The organism is Vicinamibacteria bacterium (genome assembly GCA_035570235.1).
Classification (GTDB): Bacteria; Acidobacteriota; Vicinamibacteria; order Fen-336; family Fen-336; genus DATMML01.
Window position 1 is genome coordinate 1 of the sequence record DATMML010000091.1, and the last position, 19,236, is coordinate 19,236.

The 19,236-nt window shown below is 65.8% G+C and carries 19 protein-coding genes and 1 tRNA gene; 14 read left to right on the forward strand and 6 right to left on the reverse strand.

The window, feature by feature from the left end; all coding sequences use genetic code 11:
• Positions 1–75 (reverse strand) — tRNA-Thr (locus tag VN461_16395).
• 483 nt (positions 76–558) lie between these two features.
• Between VN461_16395 and VN461_16400 the strand changes: the two genes are divergently transcribed.
• The 13 genes from VN461_16400 to rfbC all read left to right on the forward strand — a co-directional run bounded on the left by VN461_16400 (position 559) and on the right by rfbC (position 10,339).
• A complete protein-coding gene (locus tag VN461_16400) occupies positions 559–852 on the forward strand; it encodes a hypothetical protein (protein ID HXB56356.1) in 294 nt (97 codons plus the stop codon).
• A gap of 226 nt (positions 853–1,078) precedes the next feature.
• Positions 1,079–1,414 carry an NADH-quinone oxidoreductase subunit A gene (locus VN461_16405; GenBank protein HXB56357.1) on the forward strand — a complete coding sequence of 112 codons (336 nt, stop codon included), beginning with the start codon at positions 1,079–1,081 and terminating at the stop codon, positions 1,412–1,414.
• A gap of 7 nt (positions 1,415–1,421) precedes the next feature.
• Positions 1,422–1,973, forward strand: a complete 552-nt coding sequence (locus VN461_16410) for an NADH-quinone oxidoreductase subunit B family protein (protein ID HXB56358.1) — start codon at positions 1,422–1,424, stop codon at positions 1,971–1,973.
• Positions 1,974–1,977: 4 nt separating this feature from the next.
• Positions 1,978–2,553 (forward strand): NADH-quinone oxidoreductase subunit C, encoded by a 576-nt coding sequence (locus tag VN461_16415; protein ID HXB56359.1) that lies wholly within the window; start codon positions 1,978–1,980, stop codon positions 2,551–2,553.
• Positions 2,554–2,555: 2 nt separating this feature from the next.
• Positions 2,556–3,728, forward strand: coding sequence for an NADH-quinone oxidoreductase subunit D (locus VN461_16420; protein HXB56360.1), 1,173 nt, complete (start codon positions 2,556–2,558; stop codon positions 3,726–3,728).
• Positions 3,728–4,915, forward strand: coding sequence for an NADH-quinone oxidoreductase subunit NuoH (gene nuoH / locus VN461_16425; GenBank protein HXB56361.1), 1,188 nt, complete (start codon positions 3,728–3,730; stop codon positions 4,913–4,915). Before VN461_16420 ends, nuoH begins: the two co-directional genes overlap by 1 nt.
• The gene (locus VN461_16430) at positions 4,912–5,481 is read left to right on the forward strand and encodes an NADH-quinone oxidoreductase subunit I (protein ID HXB56362.1); all 570 of its coding nucleotides are present in this window, start codon (positions 4,912–4,914) and stop codon (positions 5,479–5,481) included. Before nuoH ends, VN461_16430 begins: the two co-directional genes overlap by 4 nt.
• Before the next feature lie 83 nt (positions 5,482–5,564).
• On the forward strand, positions 5,565–6,065 hold the full coding sequence (locus VN461_16435; protein ID HXB56363.1) for an NADH-quinone oxidoreductase subunit J: 501 nt from the start codon (positions 5,565–5,567) through the stop codon (positions 6,063–6,065).
• 17 nt (positions 6,066–6,082) lie between these two features.
• Positions 6,083–6,388 carry an NADH-quinone oxidoreductase subunit NuoK gene (gene nuoK, locus VN461_16440; protein HXB56364.1) on the forward strand — a complete coding sequence of 102 codons (306 nt, stop codon included), beginning with the start codon at positions 6,083–6,085 and terminating at the stop codon, positions 6,386–6,388.
• Between the two features lie 128 nt (positions 6,389–6,516).
• A complete protein-coding gene (locus VN461_16445; GenBank protein HXB56365.1) occupies positions 6,517–8,016 on the forward strand; it encodes an NADH-quinone oxidoreductase subunit N in 1,500 nt (499 codons plus the stop codon).
• On the forward strand, positions 8,013–8,678 hold the full coding sequence (locus tag VN461_16450; protein HXB56366.1) for an inorganic pyrophosphatase: 666 nt from the start codon (positions 8,013–8,015) through the stop codon (positions 8,676–8,678). The genes VN461_16445 and VN461_16450 overlap by 4 nt, the downstream gene beginning before the upstream one ends.
• A 21-nt stretch (positions 8,679–8,699) precedes the next feature.
• Positions 8,700–9,776, forward strand: a complete 1,077-nt coding sequence (rfbB, locus tag VN461_16455; protein ID HXB56367.1) for a dTDP-glucose 4,6-dehydratase — start codon at positions 8,700–8,702, stop codon at positions 9,774–9,776.
• Positions 9,777–9,778: 2 nt separating this feature from the next.
• Positions 9,779–10,339: a dTDP-4-dehydrorhamnose 3,5-epimerase gene (gene rfbC / locus VN461_16460; GenBank protein ID HXB56368.1), complete on the forward strand. Its 561-nt coding sequence runs from the start codon at positions 9,779–9,781 to the stop codon at positions 10,337–10,339.
• On the opposite strand, the gene VN461_16465 is transcribed toward rfbC, so the two are convergent.
• The 5 genes from VN461_16465 to VN461_16485 are packed head-to-tail and all read right to left on the reverse strand — an operon-like array spanning position 10,336 to position 17,934.
• On the reverse strand, positions 10,336–11,514 hold the full coding sequence (locus VN461_16465; GenBank protein ID HXB56369.1) for a PDZ domain-containing protein: 1,179 nt from the start codon (positions 11,512–11,514) through the stop codon (positions 10,336–10,338). The genes rfbC and VN461_16465 overlap by 4 nt on opposite strands.
• Before the next feature lie 28 nt (positions 11,515–11,542).
• A complete protein-coding gene (locus tag VN461_16470) occupies positions 11,543–13,000 on the reverse strand; it encodes an FHA domain-containing protein (protein ID HXB56370.1) in 1,458 nt (485 codons plus the stop codon).
• Between the two features lie 4 nt (positions 13,001–13,004).
• A complete protein-coding gene (locus VN461_16475) occupies positions 13,005–13,559 on the reverse strand; it encodes a hypothetical protein (GenBank protein HXB56371.1) in 555 nt (184 codons plus the stop codon).
• Positions 13,556–15,085: an Hsp70 family protein gene (locus VN461_16480; protein HXB56372.1), complete on the reverse strand. Its 1,530-nt coding sequence runs from the start codon at positions 15,083–15,085 to the stop codon at positions 13,556–13,558. Before VN461_16480 ends, VN461_16475 begins: the two co-directional genes overlap by 4 nt.
• Entirely contained in the window at positions 15,082–17,934 is a 2,853-nt protein-coding gene (locus tag VN461_16485) for a hypothetical protein (protein HXB56373.1), read from the reverse strand. Before VN461_16485 ends, VN461_16480 begins: the two co-directional genes overlap by 4 nt.
• Positions 17,935–18,231: 297 nt before the next feature.
• Between VN461_16485 and VN461_16490 the strand changes: the two genes are divergently transcribed.
• Positions 18,232–19,200 carry a DUF481 domain-containing protein gene (locus VN461_16490; GenBank protein ID HXB56374.1) on the forward strand — a complete coding sequence of 323 codons (969 nt, stop codon included), beginning with the start codon at positions 18,232–18,234 and terminating at the stop codon, positions 19,198–19,200.
• The last annotated feature ends 36 nt before the right edge of the window (positions 19,201–19,236 follow it).

The following is a 19,236-nucleotide window of genomic DNA, read 5'->3' on the forward strand; positions in this document are numbered from 1 at the left end:
TGGAGCCGGCGCTCGGGATTGAACCGAGGACCTGCTGATTACGAATCAGCTGCTCTACCGCTGAGCTACGCCGGCAGGGTGGGGCCGAATCTCTAGAGGCCCTGAGCAAGGAATCCTAGCAGAAGGCCAGTGCGAACGACAGCCCGGGGGGCAGGTCTGACCCCAGCAGGCCGGCATCGACAACTGACGAAAAAGCTTGTTTCCAATGATAGTTACTGTAATAATGTTAAAGTTTCTTCGAAAGGGGGAGTCGTGACACGAACCCTGGTGTTGTCTGTGACAGGGGCCCTAGCCGCGGGCCTACTGGCGGGGGCCTGCCAAACCACCTTCACTGAGGACCTGCCGACTCGGGCGTCCATTACCGTGCCGCCAGCACCTCTTCCCGTCATCGTTAGCCCGGCTCCCACGCCTGGACCGAAGCCCACCGCCGCCCCGGCCCCCGCTCCGGCTCCGGCTCCCACTCCTGCCCCCGCTCCCACTCCTGCCCCGGTGTCCGGGAGCTGCCAGCTCCCCCGCAGTCCCGGCACCAACAGCTGCGTCCAAACGAGCGCATCGTTCATGAGCGATGTCCAGAGCGCCATTGACCAACTCGTCAAGCAGCAGCCAGATATCTTCGACCTGAACGATAAGAAGTGTGACAACTGTTTCCGCGTTCGCTCCGCGGACCGCTTCGGCCAGGGAATGGTCTCGATCCTTGGACAGCGCGGTCTCTGCTCGATCTATGACGGAGCCGAACTTGGGGTCAAGAACACGAACACTTTCAACGACCAGTATGCGGTCGTCAGTTCCGCAGGCTACCTCCGGCGGGGTGACGGGACCTACGTTTCGACGTGTAGGCCGTCATGGTTTTGAGGGGTGCCCAGCAGCGCTTCGTGCATAGTCCCCGCAGGGCCTAAACGTCTCAGCCGGGGGGACTTGCCTGGCCTTTACTTCACTAGGGCCTTCTGTTAGAGTCCCGGCCGCTGGGAGGTTCCTGAGGAAGTCGTCGCCTTGAACCCAGCGGGAGACCCTATTGGCCACCGGCCCCCTCGGCAGCAGTTTCCTGGCCGCTCATTCCGTCATTCTTAGCTTTCTGTTCATGGTCGTAGGCCTCTTGGCCTTCACCCTCGTCCTCTGGTGGGCGATCCGCCCCTCGCGTTTCAGCGAAGAGAAGCTGACGACCTACGAGTGCGGCGAGAACCCCAGTGGCCCCGCCTGGATCCAGTTCAACATCCGCTTTTACGTCTTCGCCCTGATCTTCATCATCTTCGACGTGGAGGCCGTCTTCCTGCTTCCCTGGGCGGTTGTGTTCCGGGAGCTGGGGCTGCTAGCGTATGTGGAGGGCCTTGTTTTCATAGGTATCCTGGTGGTCGCCCTTGCCTACGTCTGGCGCAAAGGCGATCTCGAGTGGGTGCGGGCGGAAGACAGGAGCTGAAGCGGCTATGCCCGAGGTCACAGGGCTGATCCAGAACCGGTTCGCCGATAGCGTGGTCACGACCACGGTCGACAACCTGATCAACTGGGCCCGTAAGTCAAGCCTTTGGCCTATGACCTTCGGTCTTGCCTGCTGCGCGATCGAGATGATGGCCACGGGGGGGACGCGCTACGATTGGGACCGCTTCGGTCTCATCCCCCGCGGAACGCCACGGCAAAGCGACCTCATGATCGTGGCCGGCACCGTCACCCTTAAGATGGCCACGCGAGTGAAACGGCTCTACGAGCAGATGGCGGAGCCAAAGTATGTCATCTCCATGGGCTCCTGCGCCAACAATGGCGGCCCCTACTGGCGGCATGGTTATCACGTCCTCAAGGGCGTGGACGAGGTGGTGCCGGTGGATGTCTACGTGCCCGGCTGCCCGCCCCGGCCCGAGGCCCTGCTGTACGGCATCATGAAGCTTCAAGAGAAGATCCAGGAGGACCGCGTGCTGCGCCGCAAGGGGGAGACTCTGGGCAGCCTGGCCGGCGCCTCTCTGGCCCCCGAGGCCGTCAAGTAGCCCGATGGACACCAAAGCCGTCCACGAGCGGCTCACCCAGAAGTTCGGCGAGAAGATCACGGGGGCCAACCTCGAGGTCGCGAGTCCTTTCGCCGTGGTAGCGGTGGAAGCCATCGAGGAAGTCGCGGCTTTTTGCAAGGCGGATCCCGACCTGGCCTTCGACAATCTGATGTGCCTGGCCGGGGTTGACTTTCCAAAGGAGACGCCGGCGCGGATGGAGGTCGTCTACCACCTGCTCTCCTATCCCCACGGCCATACCTTCTCGCTCAAGGTCCACGTCCCCCGCGAGAGCCCCGCTCTCCCCACCGTGGAGAACGTGTGGGGCGTGGCGAACTGGCACGAGCGCGAGGCTTACGACCTTCTGGGGATCGTCTTCACCGGACACAGCGACCTGAGGCGCATCCTCTTGCCGGACGACTGGGTGGGCCACCCTCTGCGCAAGGACTGGACCGACCCCGACTTCTACAATGGAATGCACGTGAAGCCGACCCCGCAGATGGCGGACCGGGCGATGGGAGGGGAGAAGATAGGCGTGGGGCCCTTCGACTTCACGCCCCCGAACGCCCACGTCGCAGAGTGAGCATGGCCAGCGAACACAGAGCCGCCGATTACGCCTGGGACGTCGGAGAGATCGACACCGACGAGATGGTACTCAACATGGGGCCCCAGCACCCGGCTACCCATGGCGTACTCCGCATCGAGCTCCGCACCGACGGTGAGGTCGTCAAGGCGGCACGCCCCCACATCGGATATCTGCATCGCTGCTTCGAGAAGCACGCGGAAAGCGTCGACTACCCCGGGGTCATTCCCTACACCGACCGCATGGACTACGTGGCTTCCATGGGTAACTCGCTGGGCTATGCCTTGGCCGTCGAGAAACTGATGGGGATCGAGGTCAGCCCCTACGTCCAGATCATCCGCGTGATCGTGGCCGAGCTGCAGCGCATCGCCTCGCACTGCGTGGCCGTGGGCACCTACGGTATGGACATCGGGGCGTTCACCCCCTTTCTACACCTGCTGCGGGACCGCGAGAAGATCCTGGACCTCTTCGAGTGGACCTGCGGGGCGCGACTTCTCTACAACTACAACTGGGTGGGAGGCGTGAGCCACGACCTACCGGAGGGCTTCGCGCGCGCGTGCCGCGACTTCCTCCGGGAGTTCGACGCCATCACCTTCCCGGAACTGATGGAGCTTCTGATCGGCAACAAGATCTTTGTCAAGCGCACGGCGAGCATCGGCGTCTGCCCGGTGCCCCTGGCCGTTTCCTTCGACCTGACCGGTCCCAATCTACGCGGCAGCGGGGTCCCCCGCGACCTGCGCAAGGACGCGCCCTACTGCGGCTACCAGAACTATGACTTCGCGGTCTGCGTCGGAAAGGGGGACTACGGCCCCATCGGTTCCTGCTTCGACCGGAACCTCGTCCGCGCCCGGGAGATGGCCGAGAGCTCCAAGATACTCCACCAGGCGGTGGAAGCCCTCGAGAAGACGGAGAAGACCGACGTCCACGAGAAGGTGCCGAAGCGCGTGAAGCCCGCGGCGGGGGAGATCTACTTCCGGACGGAGGCTCCCCGCGGACAGCTCGGCTACTACATCGTCGCCGACGGAACGGGCGTGAACCCCTATCGCGTGAAGGTGAAGAGTCCCTGCTTCACGGCCATGAGCGTCTTCCACATCCTGGCCCGGGGGATGATGATCGCGGACATCATCGCTCTCATCGGGTCGCTGGACATCGTCCTCGGAGAAATCGACCGCTGATGGAGTTCACCTACGGCCTCCTCACAGGCTTGATCCCGGGACTGGCGGCGGCCCCTTCCTGGGTCTTGGTGGCCCTGGGCGGGCTCATCCCCGCCTTCATCACCTTCAACTTCGTGGGGTTGGGTCCGATCATCTACGTCTACGCCGAGCGCAAGTTTTCCGCCTTCATGCAGGACCGCCTGGGGCCCATGCGGGTGGGGCCCTATGGCTTGCTCCAGACCATCGCCGACGCCATCAAGCTGCTTTTCAAGGAAGCGATCTTCCCGGCCGGGGTGGACAAGCTCTTGTTCTTGGTCGCCCCCATCATCGTGGTCGCGGGTTCCTTTCTCCCCTTCGTGGTCATCCCCTGGGGGGCGCGGCTTCAGGCCGTGGACCTGAACGTCGGCGTCTTCTACGTGAGCGCGGTCTCCAGCCTGGCCACCGTGGGGCTCATCATGGCCGGTTGGGCCTCCGACAATAAGTACGCTCTCTTCGGAGCGATGCGCTCGGCGGCCCAGATCGTTTCCTACGAGATCCCCTCCGTCATGGCCCTCCTCACGGTGGTGATGATGGCGGGGAGTCTCTCTCTCCAGGACATCGTGCGCGGCCAGGCGGGGGGCCTCCAAAACTGGTATTTGTTCCGATACTTCCCCCTGATGCCAATCGCCTTCTTGACCTTCTTCACGGCCGGGCTCGCGGAATGCAACCGGACGCCATTTGACATCCCGGAAGCGGAGAGCGAGCTCGTGGCCGGCTTCCATACCGAATACAGCGGCTTCTTCTTCGCCATGTTCTTCCTCGCTGAGTACACCGAGATGTTCGTCATCTCTTCGGTGGCCTCCGTACTCTTCCTGGGAGGCTTCCAGGCCCCGCTGCCGATCTTTCAGGCCATCGGCCCCCTCGGACTAGGCTGGTTCTGGCTCATTTTCAAGGCTTGGATCCTGATCTTCGTGATGATGTGGCTGCGATGGACCCTGCCTCGGCTCCGCGTGGATCAGCTCATGCACGTGGCCTGGAAGGTACTGCTCCCCATCTCGTTCGTGCTGGTGGTCGTGGTGGGGGGGCTGGTTTTGCGGTTTCCCAACGGCTTCGTCTGGGACCGCTGGTTCGGCTGGCCCATCACGCTAGTCCTCATCGGATTCCTGGGCGTCGGTATGATCCGCGCGATCAGCTGGAGCCGGCGACGTACGGAGGAGCTGCTGGCATGAAGCGTTGGTGCACGGACCTCTGGGAGGGCTTCTGGACAGTCCTCATCGGCATGAAGGTCACCTGGCGTCACCTCTTCACGCGGAGCGTGACCCTGCAGTACCCGGACGTGAAATGGCAGCTTCCGCCCCGCACGCGGATGCGCCTGTTCATGAAGTACGAGGACTGCATCGGCTGCGGGCAATGCGTGCGCGCCTGCCCCGTGAGCTGCATCTACCTGAAAGCGGAGAAGCGGCCCACGACCGAGCCCGCCATTTTCGCGGCGAACGGCCAGCCCATCAAGCTCGACGTGCACGTGTTCGACATCGACATGTCCCTTTGCTGCTACTGCAACCTGTGCACGTACCCTTGCCCGACCGATTGCATCTACATGACGCCGGAATATGAGTTCGCCACCACCGACCTAACCCATCACCTTTATCACTTCGCAAAGAACGACGCCAAGTTCTTGACCGTGAACCCCAAGGCCGCCGCCGCGCCCCCCAAGCCGGCGCCGCCCGCCCCCCCCGCCGCGCCCGCCCCGGGGGCGCCGCCCACCCCTCCGCCGGCGAGCCCGGCCGGAGCCTAAGATGGCGACCATTTTGGGGACCTCCTCGCCGGCGAGCAGCACCGCCGCGCTCGCCGGCCCGAAGGAGCGAAGGGGGTGAGGGGATGACGGCCGAAGCCGCCGTCTTCTGGCTTTTTGCGCTGATCACGGTGGGGTCGGCGGGGGTGGTGGTCTTAGCCCGCAGCCTCATCTATAGCGCCTTCGCTCTCCTCTTCACGTTCTTCGGGGTGGCCGGCCTCTACGTGATGCTGGGAGCGGACTTCTTGGCCGCCACCCAGCTTTTGATCTACGTGGGCGGGATCCTGGTTCTGCTGCTCTTCGGGGTGATGCTCACCCACAAGCTCTACGACCTCGACCTCAAGAGCGAGGTCACCCAGTTCGTGCCGGGGTTGATCGTGGCCGTGGGCCTCTTCATCGTCCTGACCGTTACCGCGGTGGGGACGCAATGGGCGGCCGGGCCCCCCCGCCTCCCCGCCTTCACCACCAGGGCTATCGGGGAGATGTTTATGGGCTCTTTCCTGCTCCCCTTCGAGGCGGCCTCCGTGCTCCTGTTGGTCGCCCTCATCGGGGCGGCCATGATCGTCCGGCGCAAGAGAGAGGCCTGAGTGTCCCCGAGGACCCGATGATCACCCTCCAACACTACCTGGTCGTTTCCGCCGCTCTTTTCTCCCTGGGCGTGCTCGGCGTCCTCACCCGCCGGAACGCGGTGAACGTGCTCATGGGGGTGGAGCTGATCCTGAACTCGGCCAACGTCAACCTGGTGGCTTTCTCCCGCTACGCGGCCGGCAACCTCAATGGCCAGCTCTTCGCGGTCTTCGTGATCGTGATCGCGGCGGCAGAGGTGGCAGTGGCCCTGGCCATCGTGCTCACCCTCTATCGGCTGCGCCACAGCCCGAACCTGGACGAAGCCGATATCCTGCGGGGCTAACACAGTGAAGCGAAGCCGCCAAGAGCACGGCCTACACCGAGTCGGGTCGAGGGCTGCCGCCTCTGAGAGCTCGAGGGCTCCGGTGCCTTCCCTTGGCTCGTCGGCAAAGACTAGGGGGGTAGGCCAGCATGGATGAGGTCCTCAGGAGCCTCGCCCGCTTCGGACCGGAGACCGTCCTCACCGGCGCTCTCCTCCTGGTGGTGCTGGTGGACGCGAGCGGGGTGCGCGGGCGCAACCGGGCGAACCACCTCCTGACCGTAGCCTCCTTGATTGCGGCCCTGGCCCTCTGCTTTCCGCTCTACGCGCGGGGCCATTCCGGGCCCATCTTCAGCGGCATGCTGGTGGTGGACCCCATGGCTGTTTTCTTCAAGATCATCCTGATCGGCGCTTCCCTGCTGGTGGTGCTCGGCTTCACCTTCCGCAACTCCCGCGAGCTAGCCGGCCTCGGCCAGGGCGAGTTCTACTCCTTGCTCCTGGCCGTCACCCTCTCCAACATGCTCATGGCCGCGGCCAACGACCTTGTCATGCTCTACCTCTCCCTGGAGATGGTGTCCATCACCTCCTACGTGATGGTGGCGTACATGAAGGGAGACCGCATGTCGAACGAGGCCTCCCTAAAGTACATCCTGTTCGGGGCAGTCTCCACAGGGGGGATGCTCTACGGGTTGTCCCTCCTCTACGGGTTGACGGGGGCCACCAGCCTTCCCCGCATCCAGGAGTTCCTGGCCGGTGGCCTCACCCAGGCCAACCACAAAGCCGTCCACCTCATCGCCCTCTTTGTCCTCACCGGCTTCGGGTTCAAGGTGGCGGCGGTGCCCTTCCACTTCTGGTGCCCCGACGTCTACCAGGGCGCTCCCACCCCCGTCACCGCCCTCCTGTCCGTCGGCCCCAAGGCGGCGGGCTTCGCCATCATGACGCGCTTCTTCTTCGGGGGCCTTGCCGTGCCGGGGACGGGCCGCTGGGATCTCACGGGGACCATCGACTGGCCGCAGGTCCTCATGCTGGTGTCTGTGCTGACCATGACGGTGGGCAACGTGGCCGCCCTCACCCAGACCAACATGAAACGGCTGCTCGCTTACTCTTCCATCGCCCACGCCGGCTACATCATGATGGGGGTGGTGGCCCTCTCGGAGAACGGGGCGCGCGGCCTAATGATTTATCTTCTCGCCTATATCTTCATGAACCTCGGGGCCTTCCTGGTGGTCACCCTGATCCACGGACAGGAGGGCACCTTCGACCTTCGCGACTACGCCGGGATGTACCGTCGGGCTCCCTTCCTCACCCTGGCCATGGCGGCCTTCCTGTTGTCGCTCGTGGGCATCCCACCCTTCGTGGGCTTCATGGGCAAGCTCTATGTCTTCGCGGCCATCATCGAGAAGGGGCCGGCCTACTGGTGGTACGCGGTGGCGGCGGCGGTGAACGCGACCATCGCCGCCTACTACTACTTTCGTGTGCTCAAGACCATGGCCATCGACCCGGGCAACGAGGAGAAGCCCGCGCTGCACTTGGCCCCCCTGGACACCGCTTGGGTGGGCGCCCTGGTCGCGGCTAATCTGCTCCCGCTCTTGTTCTGGGGAGTGATCGAGGGCTGGGCGAGGTCGTCGCTGGTCCTCTACGCGGGACGTTGACGGGGCTCCACTTCACGTCCCATCCCTGGCACGGGGTGCCGATTGGCAGCGACTGGCCGCGGTCGGTGACCGTGTACGTGGAGATCGTTCCCACCGACGCCGTCAAGTACGAGCTGGACAAGGCCACCGGCCTGCTCAAGGTGGACCGGCCGCAGATGTACTCCAACGTCTGCCCCAGCCTCTACGGCCTCATCCCCCAGACCCTCTGTGGAGACCGAGTGGCCGCGCTCTGCATGGAGCGCACCGGCCGCCGGGGGATCGTGGGGGACGAGGACCCCATGGACATCTGCGTCCTAACCGAGAAGCCGATTTCCCACGGAAACGTGCTCGTCCGGGCCACTCCCATCGGGGGCCTGCGCATGCTGGACGGCAATGAAGCCGACGACAAGATCATCGCCGTGCTCGCCGGGGATGCGGTCTACGGGGCTTTCGGCGACGTCGAAGAGTGCCCCCCTCTCCTCCTCGACCGGCTGCGCCACTACTTCCTGACCTACAAGCAGGCCCCCGACCCCGCGATCCCGGCTTGCGAGATCACGCACGTCTATGGCCGCGACGAAGCCCAAGAGGCGATCCGTCGCAGCCACGAGGACTACCGCAGCCGGTTTCCGGGCTTTGCGGAGGCGACGGCCGCGGGCCCGGGTCGGGGGATCCCCGCGGGCTGACACCGGGGCCACGGAAGCGGAATGGGAACTCTGATCGTCACCGGGGGCGCGGGCTTCATCGGGGTGAACTTCGTGCGTCACGCCCTCGCCCAGACCGAGGACCGGGTAGTGGTCCTGGACAAGCTCACTTACGCGGGCAACCTCGAGAGCCTGGCCGAAGTCTCTGGCCACCCCCGGTTCGCCTTCGTGCAGGCCGACATCGCAGACCGGGCGGCGGTGCGGGCCGTCTTCCGCGCCGAGCGCCCCCGCGCGCTCGTGAACTTCGCGGCCGAGACCCACGTGGACCGATCCATCGACGACGCGGCCGCCTTCATCCACACCAACATAGGGGGTACCTTCGAGTTGCTGGAGGCGGCCCGTCACTACGTGGCGGAGGGGGGCGCGAGCGGGGTGGCCTTCCGCTTCCTCCATATCTCCACGGACGAGGTCTACGGCAGCGTAGGCCCCACCGGGGCCTTCTCCGAAACGACTCCCTACGCCCCCAACTCCCCCTACGCCGCCTCCAAAGCGGCCGCGGACCACTTGGTCCGCGCCTACCACGAAACCTACGCTCTCCCCGTCCTCGTCACCAACTGCTCGAACAACTATGGCCCCTACCAATTCCCCGAAAAGCTGATCCCCCTCATGATCCTGAATGCGGTTGAGGGTCGGCCCCTTCCTATCTACGGTGACGGGGGCAATGTGCGGGACTGGCTCTTCGTGGAGGACCACTGCGAGGCGGTGCTGCTCGTGCTGCAGCGGGGGCGCCCGGGTGGAAAATACAACGTGGGGGGAGGAAATGAGAAGAGCAACCTGGCGGTGGTGGACACCCTCTGCGCGCTTCTGGAAGAGCAGCGCCCCGCGGGCGGCAACCCGGCCCTCTCCGCGCGGGGCATACGGAGCTACTCGGCCCTGAAGACCTTCGTGCCCGACCGGCCCGGCCACGACCGCCGCTACGCCATCGACGCCACCCGGATTCGGCAGGAGCTGGGATGGCGGCCGCGGCACGACTTCGATCTCGGCCTGGGCCAGACCGTCCGCTGGTATCTCGCCCACGCTGATTGGTGCGCGTCCGTGCAGTCGGGGAAGTACCAGCGGGAACGGCTGGGACGAGGCTAGCGGTGAAGTTCATCCCGACCGAGATTCCGGGGGTGGTGATCATCGAGCCCGACGTCCACCGCGACCCCCGCGGCTATTTCCTGGAGACATACCACGAACGCAAGTACGCGGAGGGGGGCATCCGGGGGCCCTTCGTCCAGGACAACCATTCGTTCTCGCTCCGGGGGACGCTGCGCGGCTTGCACGCTCAGCAGCGGCGCCCGCAGGGCAAGTTAGTCCGGGCCGTGGAGGGGGAGATGTTCGACGTGGCGGTGGACATCCGTCGCGGTTCCCCCACGTTTTCCAGATGGGTGGGGGTCACGCTCTCGGGCGAGAACCTGCGGCAGTTCTACATCCCGCCCGGCTTCGCCCACGGTTTCTGCGTTCTCTCCGAACGCGTGCACGTGGAGTACAAGTGCACAGACTTCTACGACCGTGAGGATGAGTTTGGTCTGGCCTGGAACGACCCCGAGATCGGCATCGCCTGGCCGATCAGGGAGCCCGTCTTGTCCGCCAAAGACGCCGCCGCCCCCCGATTGGACAAGATCCGTGACCGCCTGCCCGTATTCGGGGAGTCCGCCTAAGGCAGCGAGGAGGGGGCCTTCACCTCGTGGTCCTGCTGCTTGCCCTCACGCTCGAAGACGACGCGGAGTCTCTTGCCCGCGTTGGCCCGGATGGCCAGCTTCAGGTCCCAGACCGAGGCCACATTCTGGCCGTTCACGGAGACGATCCGATCGCCATCCTTGAATCCCATGTCGGAGGCCATCCCCCCCTTCACCACCACGGCCAGCATGTTCGGCTCGCTGTGGTAGTACTTGACCCCGAAGTTGAAGTCACGAGGATCGCCGCCCAGACCCAGCTCCTTCCGCCGGTCGGCGGGCACGGGCTCGGCGAAAGCCTTCGAGGTCTTGAGGGTGGTCAGGGCATCCTGCGGGAACACGATCGTGGCCTTCAGAGCCCGGGCCTGGGAGTACATGTCGGCGGGCGCTCCCATCCAGGAGTTGGCCTTCTGGGCCTCGGTGATGGCCTTGGTCATGAGGTCGATGTACTTGTCGGCGGACGCCGAAATCTTCAGCACGTCCTCTGACATCCGCTTGCGGGTGGTATCGCTGGGCACGATCTTCTTGAGATCCTCGATCTGCTGCTTCAGATACTCGTGCGAGGTGTGGAGGGCGGTGCTGAGGTACTGGTTCTGGAAGCCAAAGGCCTTGTTCAGAGCCACTTCCGCATAGGCGGCCGCCACGTTCAAATCGTCGATGCCGATCCACACCTGCGCCATCTTCCGGTCGAAATCCTCGGTCGAGAAGATGGTTGCCCCTCCCGCCAGGTTGATCTCTACGACCGTCTGGCCGGCCTTGGCGTCCACGACCTTCTTCCATTGCAGCCGGCCGTTGTCGCTGGTCGCGGTCAGCAGGTGCTGGCCTGGCGTCACGGAGACTTTCCTGTCCTCGCCCGCCCGGAGGGTCGCGACCCTCTCGCTGTCCACCGCGACCACGCAGGCGAGGTCGGTCACGAGGAGCAAGATGGACGCTTGCGTTGAAACCCCACCCGCCCCTCCCCCCGAGCCCGCGTCCGTTCTGCCACCCGAGCTGCCGCCTTTACCCTTGGCACCGCCGGTCTTCGGAGGGATCTTGACTTCGGGGGGCGGCGGCTCCTGGCCTGCGGCAGGGAAGATGGGCGCGAGAAGGGCGAAAACCACCGCGAGAGCGGTGAACCACTGCGGACAACGCCTGATGAATGAGAGAGATGGAGAGGACATCGTGTACAGACCTCCTGTGCTTCGCGCCTTACCAACCCACCCCGATGTTGACGCACTCCTGACGGCCGTAGGTGAGCCCTGAGAGCCAGGTCTGGGTGCCGGGGTCGCCCGGCTTCTTCTCGGCCTGCTCGGAAGCCCCTCCACCCTTCTTGGCCTTTCGCGGTGCCTTCTCCTCACTGGGGGCCTCGGGCGCGGCTGCCGCCGGCCGCCGCAGGGAAAAGGCATAGACGAGGGCGGAGCCGTCAAACGCGCAACGGGGCTCCTGCGAGCTGAGCTCGACCACGCGCTCGGCCCCCGGCTCCAGGACCAGCTTGAAGTCGCGGCCACAGAACTGGCTGTTGTAAGTGGTTAGCTTGTAGCCGCTGGCCTCCTCCGCGAGCTTGCGGTCGGCGATGCCGGGCAGGTCATCCTTGGCCACATACATGGCGCCCAGCCAGTTGATGGCCAGCGAGCTTCCAGACTTATTGCAGAGCTTGAGCTTGCCGTTCCGGAGGGCGCCGTTTTTCTGAAGGAGTCCAGCCATCTCGTACTTGGCCGCGGCCTGCCGCAAGTTCTGCAGCTCGGAGCCCTCCTCCATCTTCTTGATGGCGGTCCGGTTCTTGCCCGCGCTCAGGGAGAAAAACGCGAAGAGGGCGATGAAACCCGTAGCCGCGAACACGAACACGCTGGTTGCGGGGGGCAACACGCTGGCACCCTTGGCGTGGGCGGCTTCCGGTAGGGGCGGCACCTCCACCTCCGCCCGCCTCTCCTCTGACTCCAGGAGGTCCGGATCCACCACCGGCTGGGCCGAGGGCAAGTCGGCCAAATGGTCCAGGGGGGAAGCTTCGGGCGAAAGAACGTGAAAGGCCTTGCTGAGAGAGGCCAGGTTCTTCTCGTAGGTGCTCTTCAGGACCGGGGTCTTGGCGTTGGCGAGCTTGAGCTGCAAGTCACGGGAAAGCTCCTCGTACCGCTCCTTGATCTCGTACGGTGAGGCCCCCGCGTGCACGCCAAGGACATCGGCCGCCTCGTCCTCCGCATTCCGCGCGGGGGCCGGGGGTGCGGCCGAGGAAGCCGGGCCCGACCGGACCGGCCCCGGCAGGGGGGGGGCGGCAGCGCGGACGGGGGCAGGGGCGGGCGCCCGGGGGGGAGGGCTGATCTCGGGCGTGGTCATGAGCACGGTGCCGCTCGTCTCGGGAGTGGTCATGAGCACGGTGCCCATCAGCCCGGCCTCGATCTCTACGCGGAAGTTGACCATGCCCAAGCGCAGTTCGTGACCGTCATGCAGCTCGGCCTCCGCCACTTTCTGGCCGTTCACGAAGGTTCCGTTGGCGCTGCCCTGGTCCACGACCGTCCAGCCCTCGCCACGATGCTCGATCACGGCGTGCTTGCGGGAGACCGACTTGTCCTCCACGACCACGTCGCAGGTGGCCTCGCGCCCCACCAGCGTGCGGTCGAGGGTGAACTCCAGCTCCGTTCCCGTCTCCCCAATGAGGCGCAAGTTGGCCATGCTGTCACTCCACCGTGAAGCAGTCGCGGTCGAATCCCTTCCAGGGCCCTACCATGTTGTAGATCTTGGTGGCTTCCTCGGACTCCCGGATGTAGTTGAGGGAGTAGAACATCACCCCCCCCGTCCAGTTACAGCCCTCCTCCTCGGAGCTGAACGTGAAAATGTGGGACTCCCCCTTGTTCAGGATCTGGGGGCGCCAAGCCGGGCAGCGCGAGCTGTCGAAGATCGCGAGCTGCTTGCCGTCGTGAAAGACGGCCGTGATCCAGGGAATGGTCAAGGTATCGGCGCTCTTGTTGCAGATCTGGAACTTGTGGTTCTGGAGGATGTCATAGGCCTTCTCGAGCACCGCGTTGCGGCTTTGCAGGGTCGCGATTTCGTTTTCCAGCGCGGTGGCCTTCGACGACAGCGCACGCCATTCCCGTCCGGAGTTGAAGGCCACCACCGCCAAGGGGAGCGCGATCACGGCCGCGATGATGGTGGACCACTGGAACGAGGAGGGTTTCTTGGCGGGGGCGGCGGGGTCCGACTCGGCTTCGTGCGGCTTATGCTCTTTGCTCATGTGATGATGTTGTTGATGACGGTGGCATCCACGAGGGACTTCTGCAAAGCGAGGTTGGCCGTCCCCCCTTCCTCGTCGCCCCCGAAAACCGCTGCCAGCTCCATCCCGGTCTGCGCATCATACGCTTCCGCGGCGATGGTGCCGTCCACCCGGTACTCGGTCGTCAGCTCGACGGGGTAGTTCTGGCGGGGCGCGCCCAGGGGACCCACAACCAAGTGGCCGAGGCTCACCAGCTTCTCCCCCGCATCGCGGTACTGCACGAAGTCGAGAACGATGCGTTCCTGCTTGGGCCGGCTGGTGTAGTAGGTCTTCCGCACCTTGATGGGCAGGGTCATGTTCTTCTTGATCAGGGGGTCCACGGCCACCCGCCCGCTGGCGGGGTCCACGGTGCGCACACCCACATGATACCCGCTCACCCCCTTCAGCTCGGGGGGTATGTGGAACATCTCCGCCTCGCCGCTGAGCTGGCTGGCATGGATGGCGGCTCCGTAGGCCACCGCCTTGCTCGGCTCGTGATAGAGCACATTCTGGCCGGGCTTGGAGAACATCTGCCGCAGCCGGGCCTCCGCCATGGGCACGAGCGAGGAGCCACCCACCAACAACAGGTGGTTCACGTCCCCCGGCTGAAGCCCTGCCTCCCGAACGCATCGCACCGTCTCGGCCTCGGTCTGGTCGACGATCTCCTTGATGGCGGCCTCAAACTCGCCCAGGCGGATTTCCACCTCGACCGCCTGTCCCCCGAGGAGAACGAGCTTGCGCACCGCCTTCTTGCCGGGCATGCAGAGCTCGATCTTGATCTCCTCGGAAACTCGTCGCAGGTCAAGCAGCGTGCGGGCCCCGGTTGCGATGGGCTTGCCAAGCGCCTTCTGGAACTGGTTGAGGACCATCTCCCCAACCTTCTCATCGATCTCCTTGCCTCCCAGCTCGGTGAGGCCAGTCTTGGCCAGGACGTAGACCCCGCTCGCATCCATGCTGAGGGCGGTGGCATCGAAGGTTCCGCCGCCAAAATCGTAGACGAGGAGGATCTTGTCCCGGGTGGAGGTCTCCACCCCGTAGTGCAGCGCCGCCGCCACCGGCTCCTCGACAAGGCCCAGCACCGTGACCTTGGCCAGGGCGGCCGCGTTCAGGAGGGCCTTGCGCTGGGGGTCGTTGAAGTGCGCGGGCACAGTGATGACCGCGCGCTCCACCCGTCCCGAGGACGCATTCTCGGCATCGAAGACCAGCTTCTTCAGGACGAGGGCGGAGAACGCCTCCGGCAGCCAGCCCGAGCCCTTCTCGTCGTAGAAGAGGGGTTCCGGGATGCCGAGGTGCCGCTTGAAGAAGCGAACCACCTGTATGGTGGGGTCGTTCTCCAGGAGGGCCTCGGCAAGGCTCCCTACGAACGCGCTGCTCTGCGCAACGTGGACCACGGAAGGGGTGTGGAACACCTCGGGATCCGCCTGGTCGGGGATGAGGTTGGGCCTCCCCTCGACATCCATCTCCGCAACGAGCGAGTACGTGGTGCCGAGGTCGATTCCTACCTTCATTTACTCGTGGGCTCGGCTGCGGGCGGGGCCGTGGCCGGGGTCGTCGGGCCTGGGAGGGACGCCGCCACCGCGGGGGCCAGCTTGTTCGCTTCGGGGGCGGGGGGCGGCGGAGCCGGAGGGGCCGGCGTCGGAGTCGTCGAGGAAGCGGGAGTGGCCGTTGGAGCGGGTGGCGCCGGCTTGCTCGCTTCGGCGGCGGGCGACGGAGCCAGAGGCGCCGACGTCGGCGTCGTCGAAGGAGCGGGAGCGGCGGCCGGAGCCGCGGCCGCCGGCATGCTCGCGGCGGCGGCGGGTGGAGCCGGAGGCGCTGGCGTCGGAGTCGTCGAAGGAGCAGGAGCGGCGGCAGGAGCCGGGGTCGCCGGCTTGCTCGCGGCGGCGGCGGGTGGAGCCGGAGCCGGAGCCGCTAGCGTCGGAGTCGTCGAAGGAGCAGGAGCGGCGGCAGGAGCCGGGGCCGCCGGCTTGCTCGCGGCGCCGGCGGGTGGCACCGGAGCCGGAGGTGCCGGCTGCGGGGTCGTCGATGGGGCGGCGGCAGGAGCCGGAGTCGCTCCGGCCGGCTTGGTCACGGCGGCCAGAGGCCGAGGCGGAGCGGCCGGGGGCGGGGCGGCCAAGGTCGGAACCGCGGGCTTGACCGCCGAGGCCGTGGGTCGGGCCGTAGCCGGACTCGGCGCCCCGGATGAGACCGGCGGCGTGGTCGCGGCCGCGCCTGGCTTCGCGGGCGGCGTGGCCGCCGCGGGCTTGGGTGCAGGAGCGGACGTGCGCGCCGCGGCCTCCGCCTTCATGGCCGCGAACCTCGCCTTGGCTTCCTCGAGGGCACTCGGTTTGGCGGGGCCCGCGGGCGGGGTGGCGGCAGCCGCCGCGGGCTTCGCGGCACCCGCCCGGAGAGCCGCAAATTTCGCCTTGGCCTCTTCGAGAGCACTGGGCTTGGCGGGTCCCGCGGCCGGGGCGGCCGCCGCGGGCTTCGCAGCCGGAGCCGCCGGGCGGCCAGCCGCGGCCTGCGCTTTCAAGGCCTCGATCTTGGCCTTGGCGTCTTGGATCGCGCTCGAGGGTGCCCCACCAGGTGCCGCCGCCGCTGCGGCGGGCTTGGCGGCACCCGGCGCCCCCGGCTTGGGGAGGAGGGGCTTGAGGTCGCCTCGCACTTGCGCCAGGGCGGCCACGATCCCTTCCTTGGACTTTAGGGGGATGGCCAGCTTCTTCTCGGCCGTTTCCAGCTGCGTGAGCTGGCGGGTCAGCCGCTCCTTCTCAGGGCTAGCCTCGGCACCCCGGCGCGCCTGGTAATCCTTGACCGTCGTGTCCACATCCGCGAGCACGCTCGCAATCTGCTCGTTCATGTGCTGGAGGAGGATACTTGACCAATTCTTCTGAACATCGGTGAAGATCCGCTTGAGGTCCGGCCGGAGAGCGGTGCGGGCGGCCTCCAGCTCCTTCTCCAGATTCTCCACGCGCTGCTGGCGGGTAGAGCTGATCACGCTATAGGTACCGATAAGGACGAGGAGGATGGTGGCCGGTACCGTGAACTCCCGGTACTGCCTCATGAGCGACGACATCCCAAACATGGAGGCGGCCATCACCAGGATCATCGAGTACTTTCGGACGGAGGCGAAGTACTCGCTGAATCCATGGTGCGGCATCTCGCCCCGGTACTGAGCCTGGAAGGCGATGCTCATGTCCATCATGCGCCGCACCCGATCCTCGGTGAGATAGGCGAAGTGCGGCACGAAGGGCGGTCCCTGGGCCTGGGCGATCTCCCTCTCGATCTCCTGGGACAGGAGCCGGAAGAGATCGTTCAGGGCTACCACGTCCCCCGCGCAATGGCGGGCAACGCGGTCCCGGATCGTCTTCAGGAGCTTCTGCTCAAAGGCCGGGGGGATGCGGCATTCGATCTTGGTCGTGCCCTCTCTCTCGTCCAACTCGTCGAGGGCGAGCATCATGGCCTCGGTCTCATGCGCGAGCGTGCCCGCGGCCAGTCCGAGCAAATCCTGCAGCCTCTCGACCGCCCCTCGTTCAAATTCTTGGGAGTGGCGCTGGATCCGGGCCTTGATGTCGGGGATGAGATCGGCCCCCACTTGGGGGCCGGTCTTGGCCGCGCCCGGACCGGTCTTGCCGATCTTGGCCTGGGTCGCGGCCTTCTTGGTCCGGAGGTCGCGGGCCTGCTGCTGGAGGACGATGTCGAAGACGCCGCAGAGCGACTCCAGGGCCACTACCGTGGAGTGGGCGCGGAAGAGGTCGTGGGCGGCGTCCCAGGGGGCGACGGACAGGCGGGCCTGAAAGGACGTCTCGGGAATAGTAGCGGGGACGTCTCCGAGCAGAGCCGTCCAAGCCGACGCCTTTGCGCGCTCGTCGAGCTGCTTCACGGCCGGATCGTCTGGGGGCCCGATGACCACGACGCTGGGGCGGTCTTCCACGAGGCTTTCCAGGGCGGCCATGTTCTCCGGGTGCAGCGCAGTGGGGCTCCCTACGAGCAGGATCAGCACCGCGGGTCGAGGGGTCCCGGCGGGCACCGCCCCCCCGGACGCCAAAGAACGGATACGGGCTCGCAGGGGGACAAGGCCAGTTCCCCCCGGCAGCTCCACGGCCGTGGGCTCGACCGTTCGCGCCTGCAGGGGGGCGGCGGGGAAGCCGGCCCCGATCCAGCCCGCCACGCGACCCGCCTGGTCTCCCGCCACTGGTGCCACCACCACCACCTCGACTTCGAGGGCTTTGCGCGAGGAGTAGTCTTCGAGGTTGGCCAGACCCTGGCCCACGGCTTCGAGGCCCGGCAGCCCGCCCGTCTCCTTGATCGCCTTGTCGAGCTCGCCGATCATCTGGCGCACGGTGGGGAGGGCGGTGGGTAGGGTGACCTTGATCAATGCCATTGGCCAGCCTCCTAGAGGCGGGAATGGGGGGCGTTCGACGAGCGCACAGACTCCAGGAGGGTGGCCGAGGGCGCAGGTCGCCTGTCCGCCTATATCAGAGCGGCCCTACCGTAACCCACGACCCACCCGCCGTCAAGCCGTCTCCAGGCCCGTCTCCAGGCCTGCTTGCCCGGTGCCGGCAACCCCGCAAACCGATCTTGATCGCGCCTTGGGTTGGGGGATATACTCCTGCTCCCCTCCGCGAACGAATTGAGGTCGCCCAGAACTGATGTGCACTCTCGAACGAGGTTGCGATATATGAGACACCCATTTCGCGCTGCCGCCGTGGCGGCTCTGGCCTTCGCCTTTGGGATCCTCCCTGCGTCTAGCCGCGCGGAGACCAAACCCGTGGGGTGGTCAGCCAACATCAACCTGGGAGCCGTATTGACCCAGGGCAACACCGAGACCGTAAGCGCCACCCTGAAGGCCAGAGTCGAACGAAACTGGCTGCGAACCCTCTTCTACATCGACGGATCGGGCATGAGGCAGGATGCCACGGACAACACCTCGTATGCCGTGGGGGACGCTTCGTTTGTCCAGCCGAACGGCGGCGCGCCGGGAAAAGTCTGCACCGGCACATGTGTGGTTTTCCCAAACTCGGTACGGTCGACGAAGGCGGAGAAGTACTCATTCGACATGGGCTTCGAGCGACGGATCACTGAGCGCGTCTTCTGGGACGCGGAAGGAGCCTACGATCGGGACCTGTTCAGTGGTGTGCAGCGCAAGGTGGCCGGGCGACTGGGCGTAGGCTACGTCTGGAGCAGCCGGGACAACGGCGATTTCAAGCTGGGCGTGCAGGCCACTTACACGGACCAACAAGAGATTAACCCGAACCCGGACACCAAGGACCATTACGTGGGTGGTCGCGTGACCGCGGAGTACGACGTCAAGTTCGGGATGACCAAGCAAAACACCTTCAACAGCAAGCTCGCCGCGGACGAGGACCTTCAGGTCACGAACGACTTCCGAACTACCTGGGACAACACCCTGACCGTGAACATGACGCAGAAGCTGTCCCTCCAGGTGGGCGACAAGCTGGCGTTCCGCAACCTTCCGGCCTTGAATACGATTCCCCTCTTCGCTAGCCAGGCCCTGGCCCAGGCCGCGGGGGCGTCGGGTAGCGGCCAGACCCTGACCCCTTTCAAGAAGGTGGACAACACAGTGCAGGTAACACTGGTGATCAGCTGGACGCCGCACGCACCCACCGCCTCGCGGCCGACTCGGTAGGCCCTTAACCGAAGGGGTGCGGGGAAGAAAGCAGAC

Excerpts from the sequence above, each read along its gene's own strand:
- VN461_16405 (HXB56357.1), top strand. The coding sequence starts at position 1,079 with ATGGTCGTAGGCCTCTTGGCCTTCACCCTCGTCCTCTGGTGGGCGATC.
- VN461_16470 (HXB56370.1), bottom strand. The coding sequence starts at position 13,000 with ATGGCCAACTTGCGCCTCATTGGGGAGACGGGAACGGAGCTGGAGTTC.
- VN461_16410 (HXB56358.1), top strand. The coding sequence starts at position 1,422 with ATGCCCGAGGTCACAGGGCTGATCCAGAACCGGTTCGCCGATAGCGTG.
- VN461_16480 (HXB56372.1), bottom strand. The coding sequence starts at position 15,085 with ATGAAGGTAGGAATCGACCTCGGCACCACGTACTCGCTCGTTGCGGAG.
- VN461_16435 (HXB56363.1), top strand. The coding sequence starts at position 5,565 with ATGACGGCCGAAGCCGCCGTCTTCTGGCTTTTTGCGCTGATCACGGTG.
- VN461_16415 (HXB56359.1), top strand. The coding sequence starts at position 1,978 with ATGGACACCAAAGCCGTCCACGAGCGGCTCACCCAGAAGTTCGGCGAG.
- nuoK (HXB56364.1), top strand. The coding sequence starts at position 6,083 with ATGATCACCCTCCAACACTACCTGGTCGTTTCCGCCGCTCTTTTCTCC.
- VN461_16420 (HXB56360.1), top strand. The coding sequence starts at position 2,556 with ATGGCCAGCGAACACAGAGCCGCCGATTACGCCTGGGACGTCGGAGAG.
- rfbB (HXB56367.1), top strand. The coding sequence starts at position 8,700 with ATGGGAACTCTGATCGTCACCGGGGGCGCGGGCTTCATCGGGGTGAAC.
- VN461_16490 (HXB56374.1), top strand. The coding sequence starts at position 18,232 with ATGAGACACCCATTTCGCGCTGCCGCCGTGGCGGCTCTGGCCTTCGCC.
- VN461_16485 (HXB56373.1), bottom strand. The coding sequence starts at position 17,934 with ATGGCATTGATCAAGGTCACCCTACCCACCGCCCTCCCCACCGTGCGC.
- VN461_16445 (HXB56365.1), top strand. The coding sequence starts at position 6,517 with ATGGATGAGGTCCTCAGGAGCCTCGCCCGCTTCGGACCGGAGACCGTC.
- VN461_16465 (HXB56369.1), bottom strand. The coding sequence starts at position 11,514 with ATGTCCTCTCCATCTCTCTCATTCATCAGGCGTTGTCCGCAGTGGTTC.
- VN461_16430 (HXB56362.1), top strand. The coding sequence starts at position 4,912 with ATGAAGCGTTGGTGCACGGACCTCTGGGAGGGCTTCTGGACAGTCCTC.
- VN461_16475 (HXB56371.1), bottom strand. The coding sequence starts at position 13,559 with ATGAGCAAAGAGCATAAGCCGCACGAAGCCGAGTCGGACCCCGCCGCC.
- VN461_16400 (HXB56356.1), top strand. The coding sequence starts at position 559 with ATGAGCGATGTCCAGAGCGCCATTGACCAACTCGTCAAGCAGCAGCCA.
- nuoH (HXB56361.1), top strand. The coding sequence starts at position 3,728 with ATGGAGTTCACCTACGGCCTCCTCACAGGCTTGATCCCGGGACTGGCG.